The organism is Kluyvera sp., from assembly GCF_965301105.1.
The window spans coordinates 59016-79333 of the sequence record NZ_CBDKZX010000007.1; the positions used below are offsets into that span (position 1 = coordinate 59016).

A 20318-nucleotide genomic window follows, 5' to 3' on the forward strand; every position below is an offset into this window, starting at 1 on the left:
ATAAATGTGATGAATGCAACAGCTTATTAACATTTCTACCGAACGACAGGGGAACGCATGAAAAAGGTATCTTGCGGCGCGGCTCTGGACTATCCTTGTCACCGTCAGGCACGCGTGTGCCGGTTTGCGCTTTTTTTGGCTGAAGGAGTAAGAAAATGGCGACAGGAAAGTCCTGCTCTCGCTGGTTTGCGCCTGTTGCGGCGTTGTTGATGGTTGTTAGCCTGAGTGGGTGTTTTGATAAGGAAGGCGATCAGCGTAAAGCATTCGTCGATTTCCTGCAGAATACAGTAATGCGTGGCGGTGAACGCCTGCCAACGCTGACCGCTGACCAGAAAAAACAATTCGGTCCGTTTGTGTCCGATTACGCCGTCATTTATGGCTATTCACAGCAGGTGAGTCAGGCGATGGACGCGGGTCTGCGTCCGGTTGTTGATAGCGTGAACGCTATTCGCGTACCGCAGGATTACATGACCCAGCGTGAGCCGCTGCGTCAGGCAAATGGTTCGCTGGGCGTACTGAGCCAGCAGCTGCAAAACGCCAAAATGCAGGCTGATGCCGCGCACGCTGCGCTGAAGCAGGCGGACGATCTGAAGCCGGTCTTCGATCAGGTCTATAGCAAAGTGGTTACCGCCCCGTCGCAGGCGCTGGAGCCGCTGATCCCTGCCGCGCAGGTCTTCACTCAGCAGTTGGTGCAGGTTGGCGACTTTGTTGCTCAGCAGGGCACGCAGGTGAGCTTCGTGGCAAACGGTATCCAGTTCCCGACGTCACAGCAAGCCAGCCAGTATAACTCGCTGATTGGCCCGCTTGCGGCACAGCACCAGGCCTTTAGCCAGACGTGGACGGCGGCAGTGAACGCCACTAAATAACGTTTGAACGACTTCAGGCCCTTCATATCTGACGGTATGAGGGGCTTTTTATTGTCTCCAATATGAAACGGGTTTGCATTGGCCGACAGTTTGTACCTATTTTCCCTCCTCTATTCCATTTTCAATTTTGCATTGCTATAACCCATTCAATGTGTGCGTTATTGGATATTCTCTTTCATTAGTATTTGTCTTGCCAATTATTTCCTTAATTGATTTCTGATGTGAATAATGTCCTGAGAATAACGTTCAATCAAAAATGAGAATGAAATAGCATTGGAGCTTGTATGAAATTAACCGTTATTGGTGGCGGCGGCGTCAGGTCGATATTCCTCGCAAAATCTCTGGCATGGAATGCGCATCGTATTAACCTGACTGAGGTCGTGTTCCTTGATAATTCAACGGAAAATCTGGCGACCTTTGGCGAAATCGCTCAACACGTTTTTCGCGTGATCCGTCCGGATATTCATTTTTCACTTACTCAGGATCCGCAAAGTGCTATCAGAAATGCGAATTATATTATTACGACGCTTCGCGTCGGCGGTGATGAAAGCCGGGTGCGTGATGAACGGATTGCCCTATCGCATAATACCTTAGGCCAGGAAACCACGGGAGCCGCCGGTTTTGCGATGGCGTTACGCTCCATCCCTGCAATTCTGGGCTACTGTCGGATGATTGAAGAACTGGCAGCCGAAGACGCCATCTTGTTTAACTTCACGAATCCATCCGGTATGGTAACCGAAGCCATTATTAAGTCCGGATTCAAACGTCGTGTATATGGTATTTGTGATGCGCCATCTGAACTTATTCGCGAACTGCCTGAAATTCTGGGGTGTGATGAATCCGCAGTGCAGGTCGAGTGCTATGGGTTAAACCATTTCTCCTGGTTTAGCAATATCACGGTGGATGGTGTGTCCGTTTCGGCTACGCTCGCGAAAACCCCCGCGTTGTATGAAAAAACCACGATGCAGTATTTTTCTCCTGACCTGGTCGCGCAATGCGATAATCAACTGCTAAATGAGTACCTCTATTATTACTATTATCGACAGGAAGCCTTAGACGCTATTCAAAATGCCGCCGAGACTCGTGGCGAACAAATTGCTCGTATTAATCAGCAAATGCGGGAAGCGTTGCAGACCATTGATGTAAAGCAACATCCGGAACAGGCATTTGATATCTGGATGCAGCATTATCTCTGTCGTGAAAATAGCTATATGCAGAGTGAATCTCAGAAGGAAAAACCGCACCCACGTACGCCATTAACATTAACCCAGTTTATTGAAGAGCCGGATACCGGCGGTTATGCCGGTGTGGCGCTGGATATTCTGGAGGCCGTAAACAGTTCGCAGTCCAAACGCATTGTGGTGTCGTTAACCAATAACGGGACACTTGATTTCTTACGTCCAGACGATGTGATTGAAATCAGCTGTGATTTGAGCAGCCAGGGGTTAACGCCCGTTAAGCCGCGTGAAGTGCCGCAGGCGCAGAAGAACATGATTTCCTGCGTGAAGGAGTATGAGCGGCTGGCCGTTGAAGCCATTATGACGCAAAACCGCGATGTGGCGGTGAGAGCGTTAATGGCGCATCCCTTAATTGGTTCATGGTGCCTGGCGACGAAGCTGGTGCATGCCTATTTGGACGATCCTCAATATCTGCACTGGCATTAATGTGCCATATCAGGCAGCCCGCACAATTTTGGGTAACACGCGAAGAGAATTCTGAGTTGACGACTGAGTAACAGGGATAGAAATGAAAGAAAAACTACAAACCTACGGCAAGGCGATGTTGGTTCCCATTTCTCTGGTAGCGATTGGCGGGCTGCTATTAGGCGTCGGCGGTGCGCTGACCTCGGAAGTTACAATTAACTCACTGGGAGGGCATTGGGATAGCTGGTCGCATTCATTTTTCTTTAAATTTTTCAGCGTAGTAAAAGGGCTCGGCGACGTTATTTTTAAGAACCTTGGTATTCTCTACGCTGTGGGTGTCGCGTTCTCTTTATCAAGAAAAGAAAATGGCTGGGCTGCATTTTCCGCCATGGTTGCTTATATCTCGATGCTGACGACGATATCTATCCTGTTAAAAAACCATGGGTTGAGCGTCGATAACACAACGATTAGCAGTTTTGTTTCACAAGGGCAGTCGACCATTCAGGCGACGAAATCCGCCGCATTGTTTACCACTGAGTTGGGCTATTTTACCTATCGAACCGGGGTGTTTGGCGGCCTTGCTGTGGGGTTCAGTATCGCGGCGGTACACGCGCGTTTCTATAATACGAAGCTGCCGGTCATCCTCTCTTTCTTCTCCGGTACCCGTACTGTTCCAATCCTGTCGCTGCTTGCTGGTGGCGCATTGGGGATCTTTTTCTTTTTCTGCTGGCCGTTTGTTGGTCATGTGCTCGGGAATTTTGCTGGCTTTGTGCATGATTCTGGCTTAATTGGTACGTTTGTTTACCGCTTCGTTAATGAAATTCTGATCCCATTTGGTATGCATCCTTTGCTGTCGTTACCTATCCGCTGGACTGAGCTTGGGGGCTCCACGGTGGTCGACGGAGTAATTGTTTCCGGTACTTCCGCGATTCAGATGGCCCAATTGGCCTCTTCGGAGCCAGGAAAGTTGCTGGTACGGGCATTTATGGGCGGCAACGCGATCATTAACTTCGCCATTTATCCCGGCATTGCGCTGGCGATGTATCACACCACTCGCCCGGAAAATAAGAAAAAAGTGGCGGCGCTGCTTATCTCGGTGGTGGTTTCTACGATTGTATTCGGTATTACCGAACCAATTCTGTTCACCTTTTTGTTTATTGCACCATGGCTCTATTTTCTGGTGTACGCACCGTTAGCGGCCATTGGTGAGGTACTCGCCGAATTTTGTCAGGTGTCGGTGTATCAGGGGAATATTAAGGACTGGATCCCCTTCATCTTCCGCCCTGAAAAACTCAATATGTGGCCATTCCTTTACCTGTTCCCGATTTTCTTTATCGTGTCGTATCTTATTTTCAGGCTGTGTATTCAGTACTTTAATATAAGAACGCCGGGGCGCGACGAAGCCGAAGATGACGGTGATATCAAACTCTACAGTAAAAAGGATTACAACGAAAAGAACGCGCAGGGAGTCGCTCCTCAGCTTGATAAAGGCCGCGCATCCCCGGCCAATGGGCTTGCCGGAGAGATTATTGCCGCGCTAGGTGGGCAGGAAAATATTGTTGAGGTGGATAACTGTATCTCTCGCCTGCGGGTGATCCTGCACAACGTTGAGCTGATCGCCGACGATCGGCACTGGAAAAACGAATTGAACGCGATGGGCGTGGTCCGCGTCGGCAAGAATGGGGTGCAGGTTGTTTATGGCCCTGATGTCTGTCGAATCGCCGTTGAGGTCAGAGAGCTGTTGGAGGCATGAAAATGCGTTTGACCTATCGCTTTACGCAGCAAACCTGTGAAGTTCACACCTCGGTAGTGGAGGTTCCGGCGGGCTGCGACATTCACATCACGTTAGTTAACGGGCCGTTTGAACATTTCTTCCTGCTCGTTAAGGATCCGACAAAGCGCCTTCGGGCGCTGTTCACCTGGAAATCGCGAATCCAGCACTACTGCTTGCGCCAGGTTATCAGCGATGAGGCGAATTTAACCGTACCGGGGCCGATAGCTGGCGGAGAGTGGCAGTTTACTGTGGTGAAACCGGGGACGCTGCTGGGCGAAGCCGCCATTGATATCAACTGCGTTCCTGCCACCATCACGGGGAGTGGCAAGCCGCAAATTGATGTGTTAAACCAGCCGTTTGATAGCGTTGTTAATCCACAGCGCCGCTGGTATCACGGCGATCTCCATGCTCATACTCTCTATTCAGACGGTCGCGTTGCGCTGGACGACGTTCTGCATGTTGCACAACAGCGGCAGATGGATTTTCTGGCCATCACCGACCACTCCATTGTTACAACTTTTGTGCCTGACTGTCGGCCTCTTATTATCCCCGCTACCGAACTGACGTTTGATAATGAGCTGCACTACAACGTTTTCGGAGTTAAGCAACTCATTGATTATAGCCAGTATTGCGAAGTCGGTATCAACGTCACCGATTTCATCTCACGGCTGCACACCGATCTCGCTCGGGCGGGAAACGTGATTTCTATCAACCATCCTTTTGCTGAAGGTATCAGCCTGGGGCATGAGTTTGATTTGCGCTCGGTTCATCTGCTTGAGGTGATTAACGCCCCGCATCTTGCTGACCAGCCGATTGATAATGAAAAGGCCATTCGCTTTTTTGATTTTTTATGGTCAAAAGGGCTGAAAATCTTTGCTTCCGGCGGGAGCGATGCTCATAAACCTGGAGCGCAGGGCAGCTATCCGCTGGGGCTGCCACGAGTGTCGATTTACTGTGAAGGTTTGTGCCTGGATGCACTTCTTCAGGGGCTGCGGTCCGGTCGAACCCTGATTAGCCATAACGTGACCTGTGCGCTGAACATGCTTCACAGCGGGGTGTCTGTGTTTCCGGGCAGCCGGGTCAGCGGGCCGGTCACTTTTCAGGCAGAATGTACCGAGCGCCCGCTGACGTGGAGGATGATACGCAACGGTGAGTGTATTCATGAGTTGTATTGTCAATCTTATGACTATACGGTGGTGCCCGGTGTTGCTGATGTATTCCGTCTGGAAGCTCGGGAAGGGGGGCGTACGGTCTTCTTTGCTAATCCGGTTTACTCTGCGCTCCCGACGGCCAGTGAATATCGATTTTCCGTTTTATTACGCGACTTTTTGGCTCAGGATAGCGCCAGAGCGCGTTGATTCTTGTCATCAAACCACTGCTTCAGGCACTGTTCAAAGGCCAGAATGCAGTAGCCGAAAAACGGGTTTGACCAGTAGATATCGTCATCAAATTTTTGCGGATCATGAATGATAAACGCAATATCCGCAGCCTGCGCAAGCGGGCTGTTATGATCGCCGGTAAAACAGACCAGTTTGATGTTTTTATTTTTTAAGGCGTTCAGCCAGTTTAAGGTCGATGTGCTCCTTCCCGATTTTGAGATTATCCAGATGCACTCCCACGGCGTTGCCGTTTTTTGCTCCAGAATTTCGTAATCAGGCCACAACGAGAGGCTGGCATTAACGCCGGTAACCAGAAATTTATTGTAAACATACTGAGCGACCAACTGCGAAAACCCGCTGCCGTGGATAAGTAACTTTGCATTTTCTATCAGCGCGAAAAGATCATGGATTTTATTGGCTGGCTCAATATGCATAAAGTTGCGATCGTTGGTGAGTTCCAGCCGAGGCTGCGCAATATTGAATTTTATAAAGTAAACCATTTCCAGCCAGCCGCTGTAACCCAGTTTCTTGGCCAACCGAACGAGCGTGGAGGGGTTGCTGTGACAGGCCGTCGCCGCCGAACGTATGCCTTCACGCAGACAGCGCTCGGTATTATTTTGAATATAGTCGAGTATTGATACTTCCGTTTTATGTAAGGGGACATCACGCAAAATGTTGAAAATATTCATCCTTCCCTCCAGGTGAAGGACTACTGTAGCGTGTGAAAAGAATAAATCTGCGACCTGAGTTTTAAATCATGATGCCATCGTTGCGCGATGGCATCATTTCGGAACTTATCGCACCTGCGGGTTCACGCAGTTCTTCTCTACCTTCCCTTGCAGCGCATCAATCAGGTTATCGACCGCGCAGGCCGCCATGTTGTAGCGGGTTTCGTGCGTTGCGGAGCCAATATGCGGCAGGGCGACGACATTGGGCATCTTCAGCAGCGGGGAGCTGGCTGGCAGCGGTTCCTGCTCGAACACGTCCAGACCGGCGGCGTGGATATCGCCGTTACGCAGCGCGGAGATCAGCGCCTTCTCATCAACCACCGGGCCACGGCCCGCGTTGATAAAGATGGCGGAGGACTTCATGCGGGCAAACTGCTCGGCGCCGAACAGATGGTACGTTTCATCGGTCAGCGGCAGGATCAGGCAGACAAAATCGGCTTCATCCAGCAGTGTGTTGAGGTCGCAGTAGCGAGCGTTGAAACGTTCCTCTGCCTGCTCATGGCGACGGCGTGCGTTGTAGAGAATCGGCATATTGAAGCCGAAATGGGCACGCTGTGCCAGCGCCATCCCGATGCGGCCCATGCCGACAATCCCGAGTGTTTTATGGTGTACATCGATACCAAACCAGTCCGGCCCGATGCTCTTCGTCCACTCACCGCCCTTCACCCGTTCGGCCACTTCGACCACTCGACGGGCGGAGCTGAGTACCAGCGCCATCACCGTGTCGGCGACCGTTTCGGTCAGTACCGTCGGCGTGTGCATCAGCAGTACGCGACGGGCGTTGAGCGCCTCGACGTCAAAATTATCGTAGCCCACGGAGATGGTGGACGTCGCGCGAAGCTTCGGCATCTTCTCCAGCAGGGCGGTATTGACGGTTTCGCTTGAGCCCAGCAGACCTTCCGCGTTGGCGAATGCCTGAGCGTGTTGCGCCACCGTCTCCGGGCGTAGGTTAGGTACCTGGGTAACGGAAAAATGTTCTTCCAGGCGACGTAGCAAATCGTCAGGTAACGCTTTGTAGAGAATAATGGACGGCTTCATGCGAATCTCCGTGAGTTAAATTTAAGCGTGGCGTGCGCCAACGGGTAGCGATTGATTATGAGCAGGCTTAACAATCAAAGTTAGCCATACTGAGGCAAAAAGCGCTATCCCCATAAAAATGTAAGATGCCGACGGGCTGCCGGTAGCGCCGTTGAGATAGCCGACGAACCACGAGCCGAAGAATGAACCCAGTGCGCCCATGCTGTTAATCAGCGCCATTGCCCCGCCTGCGACGTTGCGCGGTAGCATCTCAGGAATGATGGCGAAGAACGGGCCGTACGGGGCGTACATTGCGGCACCGGCAATCACCAGCAGAATATAAGAAAGCCAGAAGTGATCGGCGCCGACGGCCCAGGAGCCGATAAAGGCAAAACCGGCAAGCAGCAGCAGCGGCCAGACGAACAGGCGGCGGTTCTGCAATTTATCAGAGGCCCAGGACACCACGATCATCGCCACCGTAGCGGCCAGATACGGCACGGAAGAGAGCCAGCCCACTTCGACCATCCCTAAGTTCGCGCCGCCGCTGCGGATGATGGATGGCAGCCACAGTACGAAACCGTAGACCCCGATGCTCCAGGCAAAATACTGCATGCACAGCAGAATCACATTCCGTGAACGGAAAGCTTCGCCGTAGTTGCGAACGGCCTTAATTCCCTGCTGTTCGCGTTCCAGCTGCGCCTGAAGCGCGGCTTTTTCCGATTCGTTCAACCAGCCGACCTGTGATGGCTTATCTTTTACCAGCACCCACCAACAGAAGGCCCAGATGACCGCCGGGAAGCCTTCGATAATAAACATCTCGCGCCAGCCGAGCGCCTGAATCAGATAGCCCGATACCACCGACATCCACAATACCGTGACCGGGTTGCCGAGGATGAGAAACGTGTTGGCACGTGAGCGTTCCGACTTCGTAAACCAGTTGCTGATGTAAATCAGCATGGCAGGCATGACGGCGGCCTCGACGACGCCGAGAATAAAGCGAATTGCCGCCAGCGCCGGAATATTGGTGACCATCCCGGTCAGCGAGGCACAGACGCCCCACAGCACCAGGCAGGTAAAGATCAGCTTACGTACGCTGCGGCGTTCGGCGTAGATGGCGCCGGGAATCTGGAAGAAGAAATAGCCGAGGAAGAACAGGGCGCCCAGCAGGGAGGAGATCCCTTTGGTAATGCCCAGATCTTCGGTGATCCCGGCGGCGGAGGCGAAACTAAAGTTCGCGCGGTCAAGGTACGCCAGGCTGTACGTGATAAACACGATCGGCATGATGTACCACCAACGTTTTGCTGCGTTTGTTGAGCTGTTCATAGGCCTGCCTCTATTGTCGCTTCGCCGCCGCTGTATGTAGGGTACAGGGTGGCACTATCGTAACGTGACGTTATTCGCCTAACGCTTCACGCGTGGGTAAACCTTCACTGTCGCCCTGAACCTGAATGGCCAGCGCGCCAATTTTATTGCCTCGGGTGACGGCCTGATGCAGCGAGCGGCCTTCCAGCAGCGCGCTGATGACGCCGACGGCAAAACCGTCCCCGGCACCGACGGTGTCGACCACGTTATCCACTTTTACCGGGGCAACGTTGCCCTGTTCACCGGAGGCTGTTTTGTACCAGGCGCCGTCAGCGCCCGTTTTCAGCACCACCGCTTTCACCCCCTGATTGAGATAGAAATCGGCGATGCCTTCCGGCGTCTGCTGTCCGGTTAAAATCATGCCTTCTTTCAAACCGGGTAAAACCCAGTCAGCCTGGAACGCAAGCTGGTTGAGTTTCTCCACCATTTCCGCTTCGCTTTTCCACAGCACCGGACGCAGGTTCGGGTCGAAGGAGAGGGTTTTGCCCTGCGCTTTCATCGTGCGGGCCGTGTGGTCCAGCAGCGCATAAGAGCTGGCAGAGAGCGCCGCCGCCACGCCGCTTAAGTGCAGGTGGCGGGCGCTGGCGAAGTAATCATCGTGATAATCGGCAACGGAGAGATGGCTGGCAGCGGAGCCTTTGCGGAAGTATTCCACAATGGGATCGGTTCCATTTTCGGCTTTAGATTTTAACTGAAAGCCGGTTGCATGCTGCGGGTCGATGGTGACGCCGCAAGCATCAATACCTTCTTTTTTCAGCGAGTTAAGGACAAAGCGTCCAAAGCTATCGTTGCCCACGCGACTGACCCAACCCACCTTCAGCCCCAGGCGCGCCAGACCGGTGGCCACGTTCAGCTCCGCTCCCGCCACGCGCTTGATAAAATGCTCCACGTCGGCCACGTCGCCGGTTTGCGTCGCCACAAACATCGCCATCGCTTCGCCGATGGTGATGACATCCAGGGAATGTTTCATCGCTTACTCCTTACGTAATAGTTCGACATAGCGGCGGGTAACCGCAGCCAGGTCGGCCCCTTCCAGCGGAAACTCAATGCCACGCGGCACATCGATCGGCAGCTGGTTTAGCAGCGCCAGCCAGCGGGCGTCGGCCTCATCGGGCGGAACCGCGCGGTAGCTGTCGTGATGCGGCACGGCGGCTTTGACGTGGATATAACCAACGGACGGCGCCAGCTGCTCCGCCGCCGCTTCTGGCGTATCGCCGACCCACAGCCAGTTGCCCATATCGAACGTGAGCTGTACGGGAAGTTTCTGCATATGGCAGGCGGCGTTGAAACGTTGCATTGGCGGCAGGCGTCCACAGGACGTTTGATCGTTCTCGACCACCAGTTTCATGCCGCTGCTTGCCAGCCAGTCGCGTAGCGTGTTGAACGACTCGGTATGGCGAAAGTGGCCCAGCGACACTTTCAGCCACAGCGCACGCAGCGTGGTGGCTTCCTGAAGCAAAGCGGGGAGCAGAGGATTAAGGGAACCATCGGCCATAAACAGCGCTTCGGGCGCGGAGTAACAGGCCTGCAGGCCGGATGATTGAATCGCCGATGCCAGCGCGGGCAGCGTCTGAAGCTCTGCGGAGGTAAACATCTCGCGGCGGATTTCTACGCCGTCAGCTCCGGCAGCGGCGATGATGGGCAGCATGGCCGCTTGCCCGCCTGCGCTGCGTACCGCGTCGTGGCCATAAGCGGCAGTGACCACCATAATTTTTCTTTGCATAGGGACTCCGAATCTAACGCTATGTCTAATACGCTAGATGGAATCGGTTCCAAAGGAAATCTCACTGTGTTGAATTTATGATCGCCATCACGAAGGAAGATTAACGGGCCGTGGAACCGCGCACGATCAGCTCGCCGGAAAAGACCTGCTCATGAATGGCATCCGCCGCCCCTTCAATGCGCCGCACCACCTGCTCTACGGCGGCGTAGCCAATCTGCCAGGTCGGCTGCTTGAGGGTGGTAATGCCCACGCCTGCCAGTTCGGCCCATTCCAGTTCGTCAAACCCCAGCAGGCCGATGTCGCTGCCCCAGTTCAGGCCGATGCGCTTGAGTGAACGTGCAACCTGAAGGGTCAGCGCGCCGTTGGCGGAGATCACCGCTTTACGCATTCCGCGGTGCTGCTGGTGGAACTGACGCAGCGTGTTATCAAGCTGAGTGTTCTCTGCCAGCGGCACTTCGGCATTTTCGGCGACGACGCCGGGATAGCGGGCCAGCGTGGCGCGGAAGGCGCTCAGGCGTTCGCGCCGGGTGTTAACGGTGCCTAGCGGTTCGCTGAGGAACAGCAGCGCCTCAAATCCTTGCTCAATCAGGTGTTCAGTGGCGGTGGTAGCGGCCTGAGTGTTATCCAGTCCGACCACGTCGCAGGCGAAGTCCGGAATTTTACGGTCGATTAGCACCATCGGTAGCGCGGACTGCTGCAAACGTTGCAGCCCCTCTTCACGCATGCCGACGGCGTTGACGACAATCCCTTCGACCTGATAGCTGCGCAGCAGATCAAGATAGTGCAGCTCCTGGTCCACCTCGTTATTGGTGTTACACACCAGCGGGGTGAAGCCTTTTTCGCGGCAGGCGGCTTCAATGCCGCTGAGCACATTGACGGAGTAAGGGTTGGTGATATCGGCAATGATCAGGCCTATCAGACGGGTGCGCCCGCGCTTCAGGCTGCGGGCCATCAGGCTTGGGCGATAGTCGAGCTCGGCAATAGCGGCTTCAATGCGGGCCAGCAGCGCGTCGGAGAGCAGATGCTTCTCGCCGTTAAGGTAACGGGAAATGCTGGTTTTGCCGGTTTTCGCCGCTTTTGCCACATCGCTGATGGTGGGGCGCGCTGATTTTGCCATGGGAAGGTCTCTCGCCTGAAAGTGACAACACCTTAGCGCGAAAATCTGTCTAATCAAGTATTTTGCCGGGTGGAGAGGCCACCCGGCAATGAGATTACTGCATCGGGCTTAAGGTAATTTCTACGCGACGGTTCTGCGCTTTGCCTTCTTCGGTGCTGTTGCTGGCGATAGGATTCGCTGGCCCCATACCGGTGGTACGCACGCGTGCAGCGGCGACGCCCTGGGTGATCAGCGAGCTGGCCACCGAGTCGGCGCGCTGCTGAGACAGCTTCATGTTGAGCTGCTGGCTACCGGTGCTGTCGGTATAGCCGACAACATTCACCGCAGTTTTCTCATACTCTTTCAGTACCATAGCGACGCCGGTTAAGGTGTTGGCGCCGGCTGGTTTCAGAGTGGCGGAGGAGCTGTCGAAGGTGACGTTATTCGGCATATTCAGCACGATATTGTCACCGTTACGAGTGACGCTGACGCCGGTCCCCTGCATTTTTTGGCGTAGTTTCGCTTCCTGCACGTCCATGTAATAACCCACGCCGCCGCCGAGCGCTGCACCCGCAGCTGCGCCGATCAGCGCGCCTTTACCGCGATCTTTCTTGGAAGACGAGAGTGCGCCAACGCCCGCGCCCACCAGCGAGCCAATGCCCGCGCCGATACCGGATTTACCCACTTCGCGCTCGCCGGTGTAAGGGTTTGTGGTGCAGCCAGATATTGCCAGCGCGCCGCTCACGATGGCAGCAATCGCAAATACACGTTTTTTCATCTTAATTCCTTAATGACATTCTTATTTTTCGCCACAGCGACGGTGGCGCGTCATTATGACTGGCGAAATAGCTGAAAATTCTTGGGAACTCTCTGAAATTTGTAAGTAACATTGAATGGCGCAAAACATAACCGACACCACCTGCAGGAGCGCCCATTTGTCTACGTCATCTTCTCCCTATACCGTTTTAACCGCAGCCCACTGGGGCCCTATGCTTGTCGAGACCGATGGCGAGCAGGTGTTCTCCTCACGCGGGGCGCTACAAACGTCGTTTACCAATTCGTTGCAAAGCGTGGTGCGCGATCAGGTGCACAGTAAAACCCGTGTGCGTTACCCCATGGTGCGAAAAGGCTTCCTGGCCTCGCCGGATAGCCCTCAAGGACTACGCGGGCAGGACGAGTTTGTGCGGGTAAGCTGGGATGACGCGCTCGCGCTGATCGATAGCCAGCATCGCCGTATTCGTGAAACCTATGGCCCGGCGTCGATTTTTGCCGGCTCGTACGGTTGGCGTTCTAACGGCGTATTGCACAAGGCGGCGACGCTGCTACAGCGCTATATGAGCCTGGCGGGCGGCTACACCGGCCATCTGGGGGATTACTCGACCGGGGCCGCGCAGGCAATCATGCCGCATGTGGTGGGCGGTAATGAGGTGTATCAGCAGCAAACCAGCTGGCCCATGGTGCTGGAACATACTGACGTGGTGGTGTTATGGAGTGCTAACCCGCTGAATACGCTGAAAATCGCCTGGAATGCTTCCGACGAGCAGGGGTTGCCTTATTTTGAACAACTGCGCCAGAGCGGTAAGCGACTGATCTGTATCGATCCGATGCGTTCGGAAACCGTCGACTTCTTTGGCGAGTCGATGGAGTGGATCGCTCCGCACATGGGCACCGACGTGGCGTTGATGCTCGGCATTGCCCACACGCTACTGATCAATAACTGGCACGATAGCGACTTTTTAACGCGTTATACCGCAGGTTTCCCGGTATTTGCTCAATATCTGTTGGGTGAAGGCGATGGCGAAGCCAAAACCGCCGAGTGGGCAGCCGCCATTTGTGGTGTTCATGCCGATAAAATTCGCGAACTGGCAGAAGTTTTCCATAAAAACACCACCATGCTGATGTCCGGCTGGGGAATGCAGCGCCAGCAGTACGGCGAGCAAAAGCACTGGATGCTGGTTACGCTGGCGGCAATGCTGGGGCAGATTGGTACGCCGGGCGGCGGCTTTGGGCTGTCGTATCATTTCGCCAACGGCGGCAACCCGACGCGGCGCGCGGCGGTGCTGGGCTCAATGCAGGGCACGGTGCCGGGCGGCGTTGATGCGGTCGATAAAATCCCGGTCGCACGCATTGTCGAAGCGCTGGAAAACCCCGGCGCGCCGTATCAGCACAACGGTATGGACCGCCACTTCCCGGATATTCGCTTTGTCTGGTGGGCGGGCGGCGCCAACTTTACCCATCATCAGGATACCAACCGGCTGATTCGCGCCTGGCAGAAGCCTGAACTGGTGGTGATTTCTGAATGCAACTGGACGGCGGCGGCACGGCACGCGGATATCGTCCTGCCCGCCACCACCTCCTTTGAGCGCAACGACCTGACCATGACCGGCGACTACAGCAACCAGCACCTGGTGCCGATGAAGCAGGTTGTGCCGCCCTGCGATGAAGCCCGTGACGACTTTACGGTGTTTGCCGACCTGTCTGAGCTCTGGGAGTCGGGCGGTCGGGCGCGCTTTACCGAAGGGAAAAGCGAGCTGGAGTGGCTGGAGACCTTCTACCGAATCGCCGCTCAGCGCGGCGCGAGCCAGCAGGTGACGCTGCCGCCATTTGCACGTTTCTGGCAGGATAACGCGCTGATTGAAATGCCGGAAAGCGAGCAGAACGCGGATTTTGTTCGCTTTGCTGCCTTCCGCGCCGATCCGCAGGCCAATCCGTTGAAAACGCCGAGCGGTAAAATCGAAATTTACTCCGAGCGTATTGCCAGCTTCCAGTATGCCGATTGTCCGCCGCATCCGATGTGGCTGGAGCCGGACGAATGGCATGGCAACGCGCATCCCGGGCAGCTGCAGTTGCTGTCGGCGCATCCGGCGCACCGTCTTCATAGCCAGCTTAACCATACATCTCTGCGTGAACGTTATGCGGTGGCGGGGCGTGAGCCGATTACCCTCCATCCGCAGGATGCGAAGATACGGCAGATTGCCGATGGCGATCTGGTCCGCGTCTGGAACCACCGGGGACAGGTGCTGGCTGGCGCGGTTGTCAGTGACGGTATTAAGCCCGGCGTGATGTGCCTGCATGAAGGGGCGTGGCCTGATTTCGCGCATGAGGAAGGCGGAATTTGCAAAAACGGTGCGGTCAACGTTCTGACCAAAGATATCCCCAGCTCGCGGCTGGGGAATGGCTGCGCCGGCAACACGGCGCTGGCATGGGTCGAGAAATATGATGGGCCGGCGCTTACGCTAACGGCGTTTGATCCGCCTGCCAACGCATAATCCACGTGGGATGCCGGGTCTCCTCCTGCCACGCGCTGTCTTCAATACGAAAACCCTGCGCGTGGTAGAAATTTACCGCCCGGCTGTTTTTTTGATAGACCTCCAGGCTGAGATCGGCAAAGTGCTGTTTAACGACGTTGAGCAGCGCATGGCCGATGCCCTGACGGATGGCTTCCGGGGCAACAAACAGTGCGCCGACAAAGCGCGATTCAATAACGCTGATGAATCCCTGTAAACGCTGTTGCTCATCTTCCCACACCCAGGTTTCCGCGGCGGGAAGGTAGGCATCGCGCACAATGCTTAAGCTCTCTTGCCAGTACTGGGCGTTAATAAACGGGTGCGCAAAGGTAGTGCTTTCTAACCACAGCTCAAGTAAAGGGTCGAGCTGCTTAGTGTTCCATTTTCTGATCATGCTGAACTCCAGGATGGCAGAAGCAGGTGGTCACATGGTCGTTGACCAGCCCGCAGGCTTGCATGAAGGAATAACAGATGGTGGTGCCCACGAATTTAAAACCACGTTTTTTCAGCGCTTTTGACAGCGCGTCGGAGGCGGGCGTCGACGTCGCGATTTCGCCCAGCGTTGCGGCCTGAGTGACGACCGGGGTGTTATCGACAAACGACCAGACGAAGTCATTGAATGATTCACCGCTGGCCTCCATCGCCAGGAAGGCGCGGGCGTTGCCGATAATCGCCTGAATTTTACCCCGGTGGCGAATGATGCCGGCGTCCAGCACCAGCCGCTCGACGTCTTCTTCAGTCATGGCGGCGACCTTTGCCGGGTCGAAATGGTGGAAGGCACGACGATAGTTTTCACGCTTTTTCAGCACGGTTATCCAGGAAAGTCCGGCCTGCTGGCCTTCCAGGCAGATCATCTCGAACAGTTTCTGGTTATCTCTTTGGGGTACGCCCCATTCGGTATCGTGATACTCGATGTAAAGCGGATCCTGGCTTACCCAACCACAGCGCTGCATTTTCTTCTCCCTGCTTTTGTCGAAATAATAAAACCCTGCACTTCGCTTGACGCCTGTCATAAAGAGACAATAGTTAATACAGGGGGACTTTATCCCTGAAAACATAACAATAACTGCCAAAATTGGCTCTTTCTGGAGTCACTTAATGAATAATAAGAAATGCAATGGCCTTTGGCGATGTGCTGCGCCAGCGTCGGTTTTTGTGTGGATGTTAGTATCGCCACACGCGAATGCCTGGCAACAGGAATATATCGTGACTGACTCACAAAGTAATACTGCCGAGCGCTATACATGGGATAGCGATCACCAACCGCGGTACAACGACATTCTGGCGGAACGTATTGATGCCATGCAAACTGGCTCGGGGCTGAATATGAATGTGCCGGACTCGACGCCGCTTGATGCAACCAAAACGATGAGCGTTGGCTGGAATTTCCCGCTGACGGAGGGCATAACCACTGGGCCAGTCGCGACGTGGCATTATGATGGCTCTCCGGGCTTTATGTGGAATGAATTTGGCGATACCGCCAGCGCCGGTGCGCAGACCGACCCGCTCTGGCACGCAAGCGTAAGCACCCTCGGTTGGCGCCTGGATTCGCACCCGTGGCTGGGCATTCGCCCGTGGGCGCAGGTGAGCTATAACCAGCAGTTTGGCGAGAATCAGTGGAAGGCGCAGTCTGGCCTCAACCGAATGCCGACCACGACGCAGGACGGCAACTGGGTGGGTGTGACCGTGGGGGCAGATATGTTACTGAATTCACATCTGGCAGCCTATGCCGCGCTCTCGCAGGTGGATAATATGGCGGCGGGTGCAAACTATCTGTATACCATGGGCGTCAGCGCGCGCTTTTAATCACGCAATATATTCAGCGGCGGAATCATTTTTTTCAATGTCATTCATTCCGCCGCTGATGCATTTCATTCCGTCCTGAATGCATTTCATGCCTTTTTGAACCAGCGAAAATGTTAACTTCGTTATCGTTGGCAGCAGTTAATTCAAGAAGGCATCTTCATCATGAACGCTGCAACTAAAAATCACACTCGCTGGCTGACATTGTTCGGCACCATTATTACCCAGTTCGCCTTAGGTTCTGTCTATACCTGGAGCCTGTTCAACAGCGCGCTGTCCAGCAAACTGGACGCGTCGGTCAGCCAGGTAGCGTTCTCCTTTGGTTTACTCAGCCTGGGTCTGGCGCTCTCCTCTTCCGTGGCCGGTAAACTGCAGGAACGCTTTGGCGTGAAACGCGTCACCATCGCTTCCGGCGTGCTGTTGGGGCTTGGCTTCCTGCTGACGGCACATGCGAACAGCCTGATGATGCTGTGGCTGAGCGCCGGTATCATCGTCGGCCTGGCAGACGGCGCGGGCTATCTGCTGACGCTCTCCAACTGTGTGAAATGGTTCCCGGAACGTAAGGGGCTGATTTCCGCCTTTGCCATCGGTTCTTACGGCTTAGGTAGCCTCGGCTTCAAATTTATCGACAGCCAGCTGCTGGCGACCGTCGGGCTGGAAAAAACCTTTATGATTTGGGGCGCGATCGTGCTGGTGATGATCGTCTTCGGCGCGATGCTGATGAAAGACGCGCCGAATCAGGAAGTCCAGAAACATAACGGCGTGATGGAAAATGACTTCACGCTGGCGGAATCAATGCGTAAACCGCAGTACTGGATGCTGGCGGTGATGTTCCTGACCGCCTGCATGAGCGGCCTGTATGTGATTGGTGTTGCTAAAGACATCGCACAGGGGATGGTGCATCTGGATCTGGCCACCGCAGCCAACGCCGTTACCGTTATCTCCATTGCCAACCTGAGCGGTCGTCTGGTGCTGGGTATCCTGTCTGACAAAATCGCTCGTATCCGTGTGATTACCATTGGTCAGATTATCTCGCTGGTGGGTATGGCCGCGCTGCTGTTTGCACCGCTGAACGAAATGACCTTCTTCGCGGCGATTGCCTGTGTAGCCTTTAACTTCGGCGGTACCATCACCGTGTTCCCATCGCTGGTAAGTGAATTCTTCGGCCTGAACAATCTGGCGAAAAACTACGGCGTGATTTACTTAGGATTTGGTATCGGCAGCATCTGCGGTTCGTTGATCGCCTCTCTGTTTGGCGGCTTCTACGTAACCTTCTGCGTTATCTTTGCCCTGCTGATTATCTCGCTGGCGCTGTCGACCACCATTCGCCAGCCGAAAACGGAAATTCTGCACGAAGCGCACGCTTAACATTATTACTCCTTTCAATAAGATGATTCAGGCCAAATATTTTTGTAAATATTTGGCCTGATCACATCCGCAGCGAATACTTTTCCCCTTTCTTGTTGTCTACTTACCGCGCTTGCAAATGCGGCCCTTTGGGCAAATCGCATAAATTAACTAGTCTACTAATTATTTGATTTGTGACTTGTTTTTTATTTTCCCTTTTTCCAGGGTTTTTCGAATGAGATACATCAAAGCGATGTCCCAGCAAAAGCTCAGTCTTTTGCTGGCGGTATACATCGGCTGGTTTATGAATTATTCCGTGTTGGTTCGTCGGTTCGGGGGGTATTTATCGGACTTCAGTGTCGAGAAAGGGATGTTTATCGGCATTGAGCTGGTGAGTTCGCTGCTGGTGACGTTCTTCCTGTTCCGTCTGCTGTCGTTGGGGGGGCGTAGGTTGTGGAAAGTGCTGGCAACGGCTGTCGTGCTGATTTCCGCCGGCGCAAGCTACTACATGACCAACCTGAATGTGGTCATTGGCTACGGGATTATTGCATCGGTGATGACGACCGATGTCGATCTCTCCAAAGAGGTGGTGGGCTGGCACTTTATTTCCTGGCTGGTCCTCACTAGCATCATCCCGCTGGTCTTTATCTGGTTTAACCAGGCGCGGGATACGCTACTTAATCAACTGCTGACGTCAGGGCAGCGCCTACGGGGTATTGGCATTGTGCTGCTCTGTGCGCTGTTGGTGTGGGGGCCTATTCGCTTGATGGAAGCCCACCTGAAAGACAGCGAGCGCCTTTCACAGGTCGATCTGCCAAGCTATGGCGGCGTACTGGCCAACTCTTACCTGCCGAGCAACTGGGTCTCTGCGCTAAGTCTGTACGGTTGGACCCAGGTTGATGAATCGCTGGATACCAGCGATCTTATCGATCCGGCAAAGAAGTTTACCTACGTTGCGCCTAAAGATATTGATGATACCTATCTGGTGTTTATCATCGGCGAAACGACCCGCTGGGATCACATGGGCCTGTTCGGCTACGCGCGTAACACCACGCCGGAGCTGGAGAAGGAGAAAAATCTGGTGGCCTTCCGCGGCTATTCCTGCGATACCGCGACCAAGCTTTCGTTGCGCTGCATGTTTGTCCGTCAGGGTGGGGCGAGTGATAACCCGCAGCGCACGCTGAAAGAACAAAACGTGTTTGCGGTGCTGCATCAGCTCGGCTTTACCGGTGACCTGCTGGCGATGCAGAGCGAACTGTGGTTCTACAGCAACACCATGGCCAACAACATTGCCTACCGCGAGCAGATTGGCGCCGAGCCGCGTAACCGCGGCAAGAGCGTGGACGATATGCTGCTGGCGGATGAAATGAAAAACGTGTTGGCGCGTAACGGCGTCGACGGTAAGCATCTGATTATCATCCACACTAAAGGTTCGCACTTTAACTATACCCAGCGCTACCCGCGCAGCTTTGCAAAGTGGACCCCGGAGTGCGTGAACGTGGATGATAAATGCAGCAAAGCGGAGCTGATTAACTCGTACGATAACTCGATCACCTACGTCGACCATTTCCTGGTGAACATCTTTGATCAGTTACGCGATAAGAAGGCCATCGTCTTCTATGCCGCGGACCACGGCGAGTCGATCAACGATCACGAACGTCTGCACGGTACGCCGCGCAAGATGGCGCCGCCGGAGCAGTTCCGCGTGCCGATGATGGTCTGGATGTCGGATAAGTATCTGGAACATCCGGACCACGCCAGGTCATTCGCATACCTGCAACAGCAGGCGGCGATGAAGCAGCCGAAACGCCACGTGGAGCTTTATGACACCATTATGGGCTGTTTGGGTTACACTTCACCGGACGGTGGAATCAACGAGTACAACAACTGGTGCCACATCCCCGAGGCGAAAAAATCGGCGCAGTGATGGCTTTCTGGCCGAACAAGGGGCTTTTGTTAAATAAGGGATTGACGAGGGCGGGGCACAGCAGTAAGATGCGCCGCATTCGGTGATTGGCGCAGCCTGGTAGCGCACTTCGTTCGGGACGAAGGGGTCGGAGGTTCGAATCCTCTATCACCGACCAAATTAGAAAAGCCCGCTCTCTGAGCGGGCTTTTTGCTTTCCGGAATCCACGAGGATGAGAACCTCCGGGGGCAAGAGGTTCGACTCGAGCGTAGCGAGAGAACGTTGCGTCAGCAACGGCCCGCAGGGCGAGCCACGTAGTGGCGAGTTATCCTCTATCACCGACCAAATTTAAAAAAGCCGCTCTCTGAGCGGCTTTTTTGCATCTGT

17 protein-coding genes, 1 tRNA gene and 1 other RNA gene are annotated in these 20318 nt (G+C 54.5%); 10 read left to right on the plus strand and 9 right to left on the minus strand.

All coding sequences use genetic code 11. From position 1 onward, the window contains the following. The first annotated feature begins 155 nt into the window (after positions 1-155). From ACW14G_RS04815 to ACW14G_RS04830, 4 genes are all read left to right on the plus strand, one after another. Positions 156-866, plus strand: coding sequence for a DUF3053 domain-containing protein (locus ACW14G_RS04815; RefSeq protein WP_455648495.1), 711 nt, complete (start codon positions 156-158; stop codon positions 864-866). Between the two features lie 284 nt (positions 867-1150). After that, entirely contained in the window at positions 1151-2530 is a 1380-nt protein-coding gene (locus ACW14G_RS04820) for a family 4 glycosyl hydrolase (RefSeq protein ID WP_249022616.1), read from the plus strand. Between the two features lie 82 nt (positions 2531-2612). Continuing rightward, complete coding sequence (locus tag ACW14G_RS04825; RefSeq protein ID WP_249022617.1) at positions 2613-4262, plus strand: PTS transporter subunit EIIC; 1650 nt, start codon at positions 2613-2615, stop codon at positions 4260-4262. 2 nt (positions 4263-4264) lie between these two features. Beyond that, positions 4265-5641 (plus strand): CehA/McbA family metallohydrolase, encoded by a 1377-nt coding sequence (locus ACW14G_RS04830; RefSeq protein WP_419057377.1) that lies wholly within the window; start codon positions 4265-4267, stop codon positions 5639-5641. Here the strand turns inward: ACW14G_RS04830 and ACW14G_RS04835 are convergent. From ACW14G_RS04835 to ACW14G_RS04865, 7 genes are all read right to left on the minus strand, one after another. Beyond that, the gene (locus ACW14G_RS04835; RefSeq protein WP_419057376.1) at positions 5617-6351 is read right to left on the minus strand and encodes a MurR/RpiR family transcriptional regulator; all 735 of its coding nucleotides are present in this window, start codon (positions 6349-6351) and stop codon (positions 5617-5619) included. The two genes, ACW14G_RS04830 and ACW14G_RS04835, sit on opposite strands and share 25 nt — an antisense overlap. A gap of 105 nt (positions 6352-6456) precedes the next feature. Further along, positions 6457-7428 carry a glyoxylate/hydroxypyruvate reductase GhrB gene (gene ghrB, locus ACW14G_RS04840; RefSeq protein WP_249022620.1) on the minus strand — a complete coding sequence of 324 codons (972 nt, stop codon included), beginning with the start codon at positions 7426-7428 and terminating at the stop codon, positions 6457-6459. 21 nt (positions 7429-7449) lie between these two features. Further along, positions 7450-8730, minus strand: coding sequence for an MFS transporter (locus ACW14G_RS04845; protein ID WP_163446880.1), 1281 nt, complete (start codon positions 8728-8730; stop codon positions 7450-7452). Between the two features lie 70 nt (positions 8731-8800). Beyond that, entirely contained in the window at positions 8801-9739 is a 939-nt protein-coding gene (locus tag ACW14G_RS04850) for a sugar kinase (protein WP_249022621.1), read from the minus strand. Positions 9740-9742: 3 nt separating this feature from the next. Then, a complete protein-coding gene (locus ACW14G_RS04855) occupies positions 9743-10492 on the minus strand; it encodes a sugar phosphate isomerase/epimerase family protein (RefSeq protein ID WP_249022622.1) in 750 nt (249 codons plus the stop codon). A 100-nt stretch (positions 10493-10592) separates the two neighbouring features. Continuing rightward, positions 10593-11609 carry a LacI family DNA-binding transcriptional regulator gene (locus tag ACW14G_RS04860; RefSeq protein WP_223803718.1) on the minus strand — a complete coding sequence of 339 codons (1017 nt, stop codon included), beginning with the start codon at positions 11607-11609 and terminating at the stop codon, positions 10593-10595. 94 nt (positions 11610-11703) lie between these two features. Then, positions 11704-12366: an OmpA family lipoprotein gene (locus tag ACW14G_RS04865; protein ID WP_064541153.1), complete on the minus strand. Its 663-nt coding sequence runs from the start codon at positions 12364-12366 to the stop codon at positions 11704-11706. A gap of 157 nt (positions 12367-12523) precedes the next feature. On the opposite strand from ACW14G_RS04865, the gene ACW14G_RS04870 reads away from it, so the two are divergent. Then, entirely contained in the window at positions 12524-14857 is a 2334-nt protein-coding gene (locus tag ACW14G_RS04870; protein ID WP_249022623.1) for a molybdopterin guanine dinucleotide-containing S/N-oxide reductase, read from the plus strand. Here ACW14G_RS04870 and ACW14G_RS04875 read toward each other — a convergent pair. Continuing rightward, positions 14820-15269: an N-acetyltransferase gene (locus tag ACW14G_RS04875; protein WP_249022624.1), complete on the minus strand. Its 450-nt coding sequence runs from the start codon at positions 15267-15269 to the stop codon at positions 14820-14822. The genes ACW14G_RS04870 and ACW14G_RS04875 overlap by 38 nt on opposite strands. Then, positions 15247-15828, minus strand: coding sequence for a DNA-3-methyladenine glycosylase I (tag, locus tag ACW14G_RS04880; RefSeq protein WP_163446875.1), 582 nt, complete (start codon positions 15826-15828; stop codon positions 15247-15249). The genes ACW14G_RS04875 and tag overlap by 23 nt, the downstream gene beginning before the upstream one ends. A gap of 145 nt (positions 15829-15973) precedes the next feature. Here tag and ACW14G_RS04885 point away from each other — a divergent pair, with 145 nt between their 5' ends. From ACW14G_RS04885 to ACW14G_RS04905, 5 genes are all read left to right on the plus strand, one after another. Beyond that, positions 15974-16681 (plus strand): autotransporter outer membrane beta-barrel domain-containing protein, encoded by a 708-nt coding sequence (locus ACW14G_RS04885; RefSeq protein WP_455648496.1) that lies wholly within the window; start codon positions 15974-15976, stop codon positions 16679-16681. Positions 16682-16843: 162 nt separating this feature from the next. Further along, positions 16844-18046, plus strand: coding sequence for an L-lactate MFS transporter (locus ACW14G_RS04890; RefSeq protein WP_167574853.1), 1203 nt, complete (start codon positions 16844-16846; stop codon positions 18044-18046). Between the two features lie 214 nt (positions 18047-18260). Continuing rightward, positions 18261-19952 (plus strand): kdo(2)-lipid A phosphoethanolamine 7''-transferase, encoded by a 1692-nt coding sequence (gene eptB / locus ACW14G_RS04895; protein WP_249022626.1) that lies wholly within the window; start codon positions 18261-18263, stop codon positions 19950-19952. Positions 19953-20032: 80 nt separating this feature from the next. After that, positions 20033-20109, plus strand: a tRNA-Pro gene (locus ACW14G_RS04900). A 34-nt stretch (positions 20110-20143) separates the two neighbouring features. Next, positions 20144-20276, plus strand: a non-coding RNA gene (locus ACW14G_RS04905) — RtT sRNA. Positions 20277-20318: the final 42 nt, after the last annotated feature.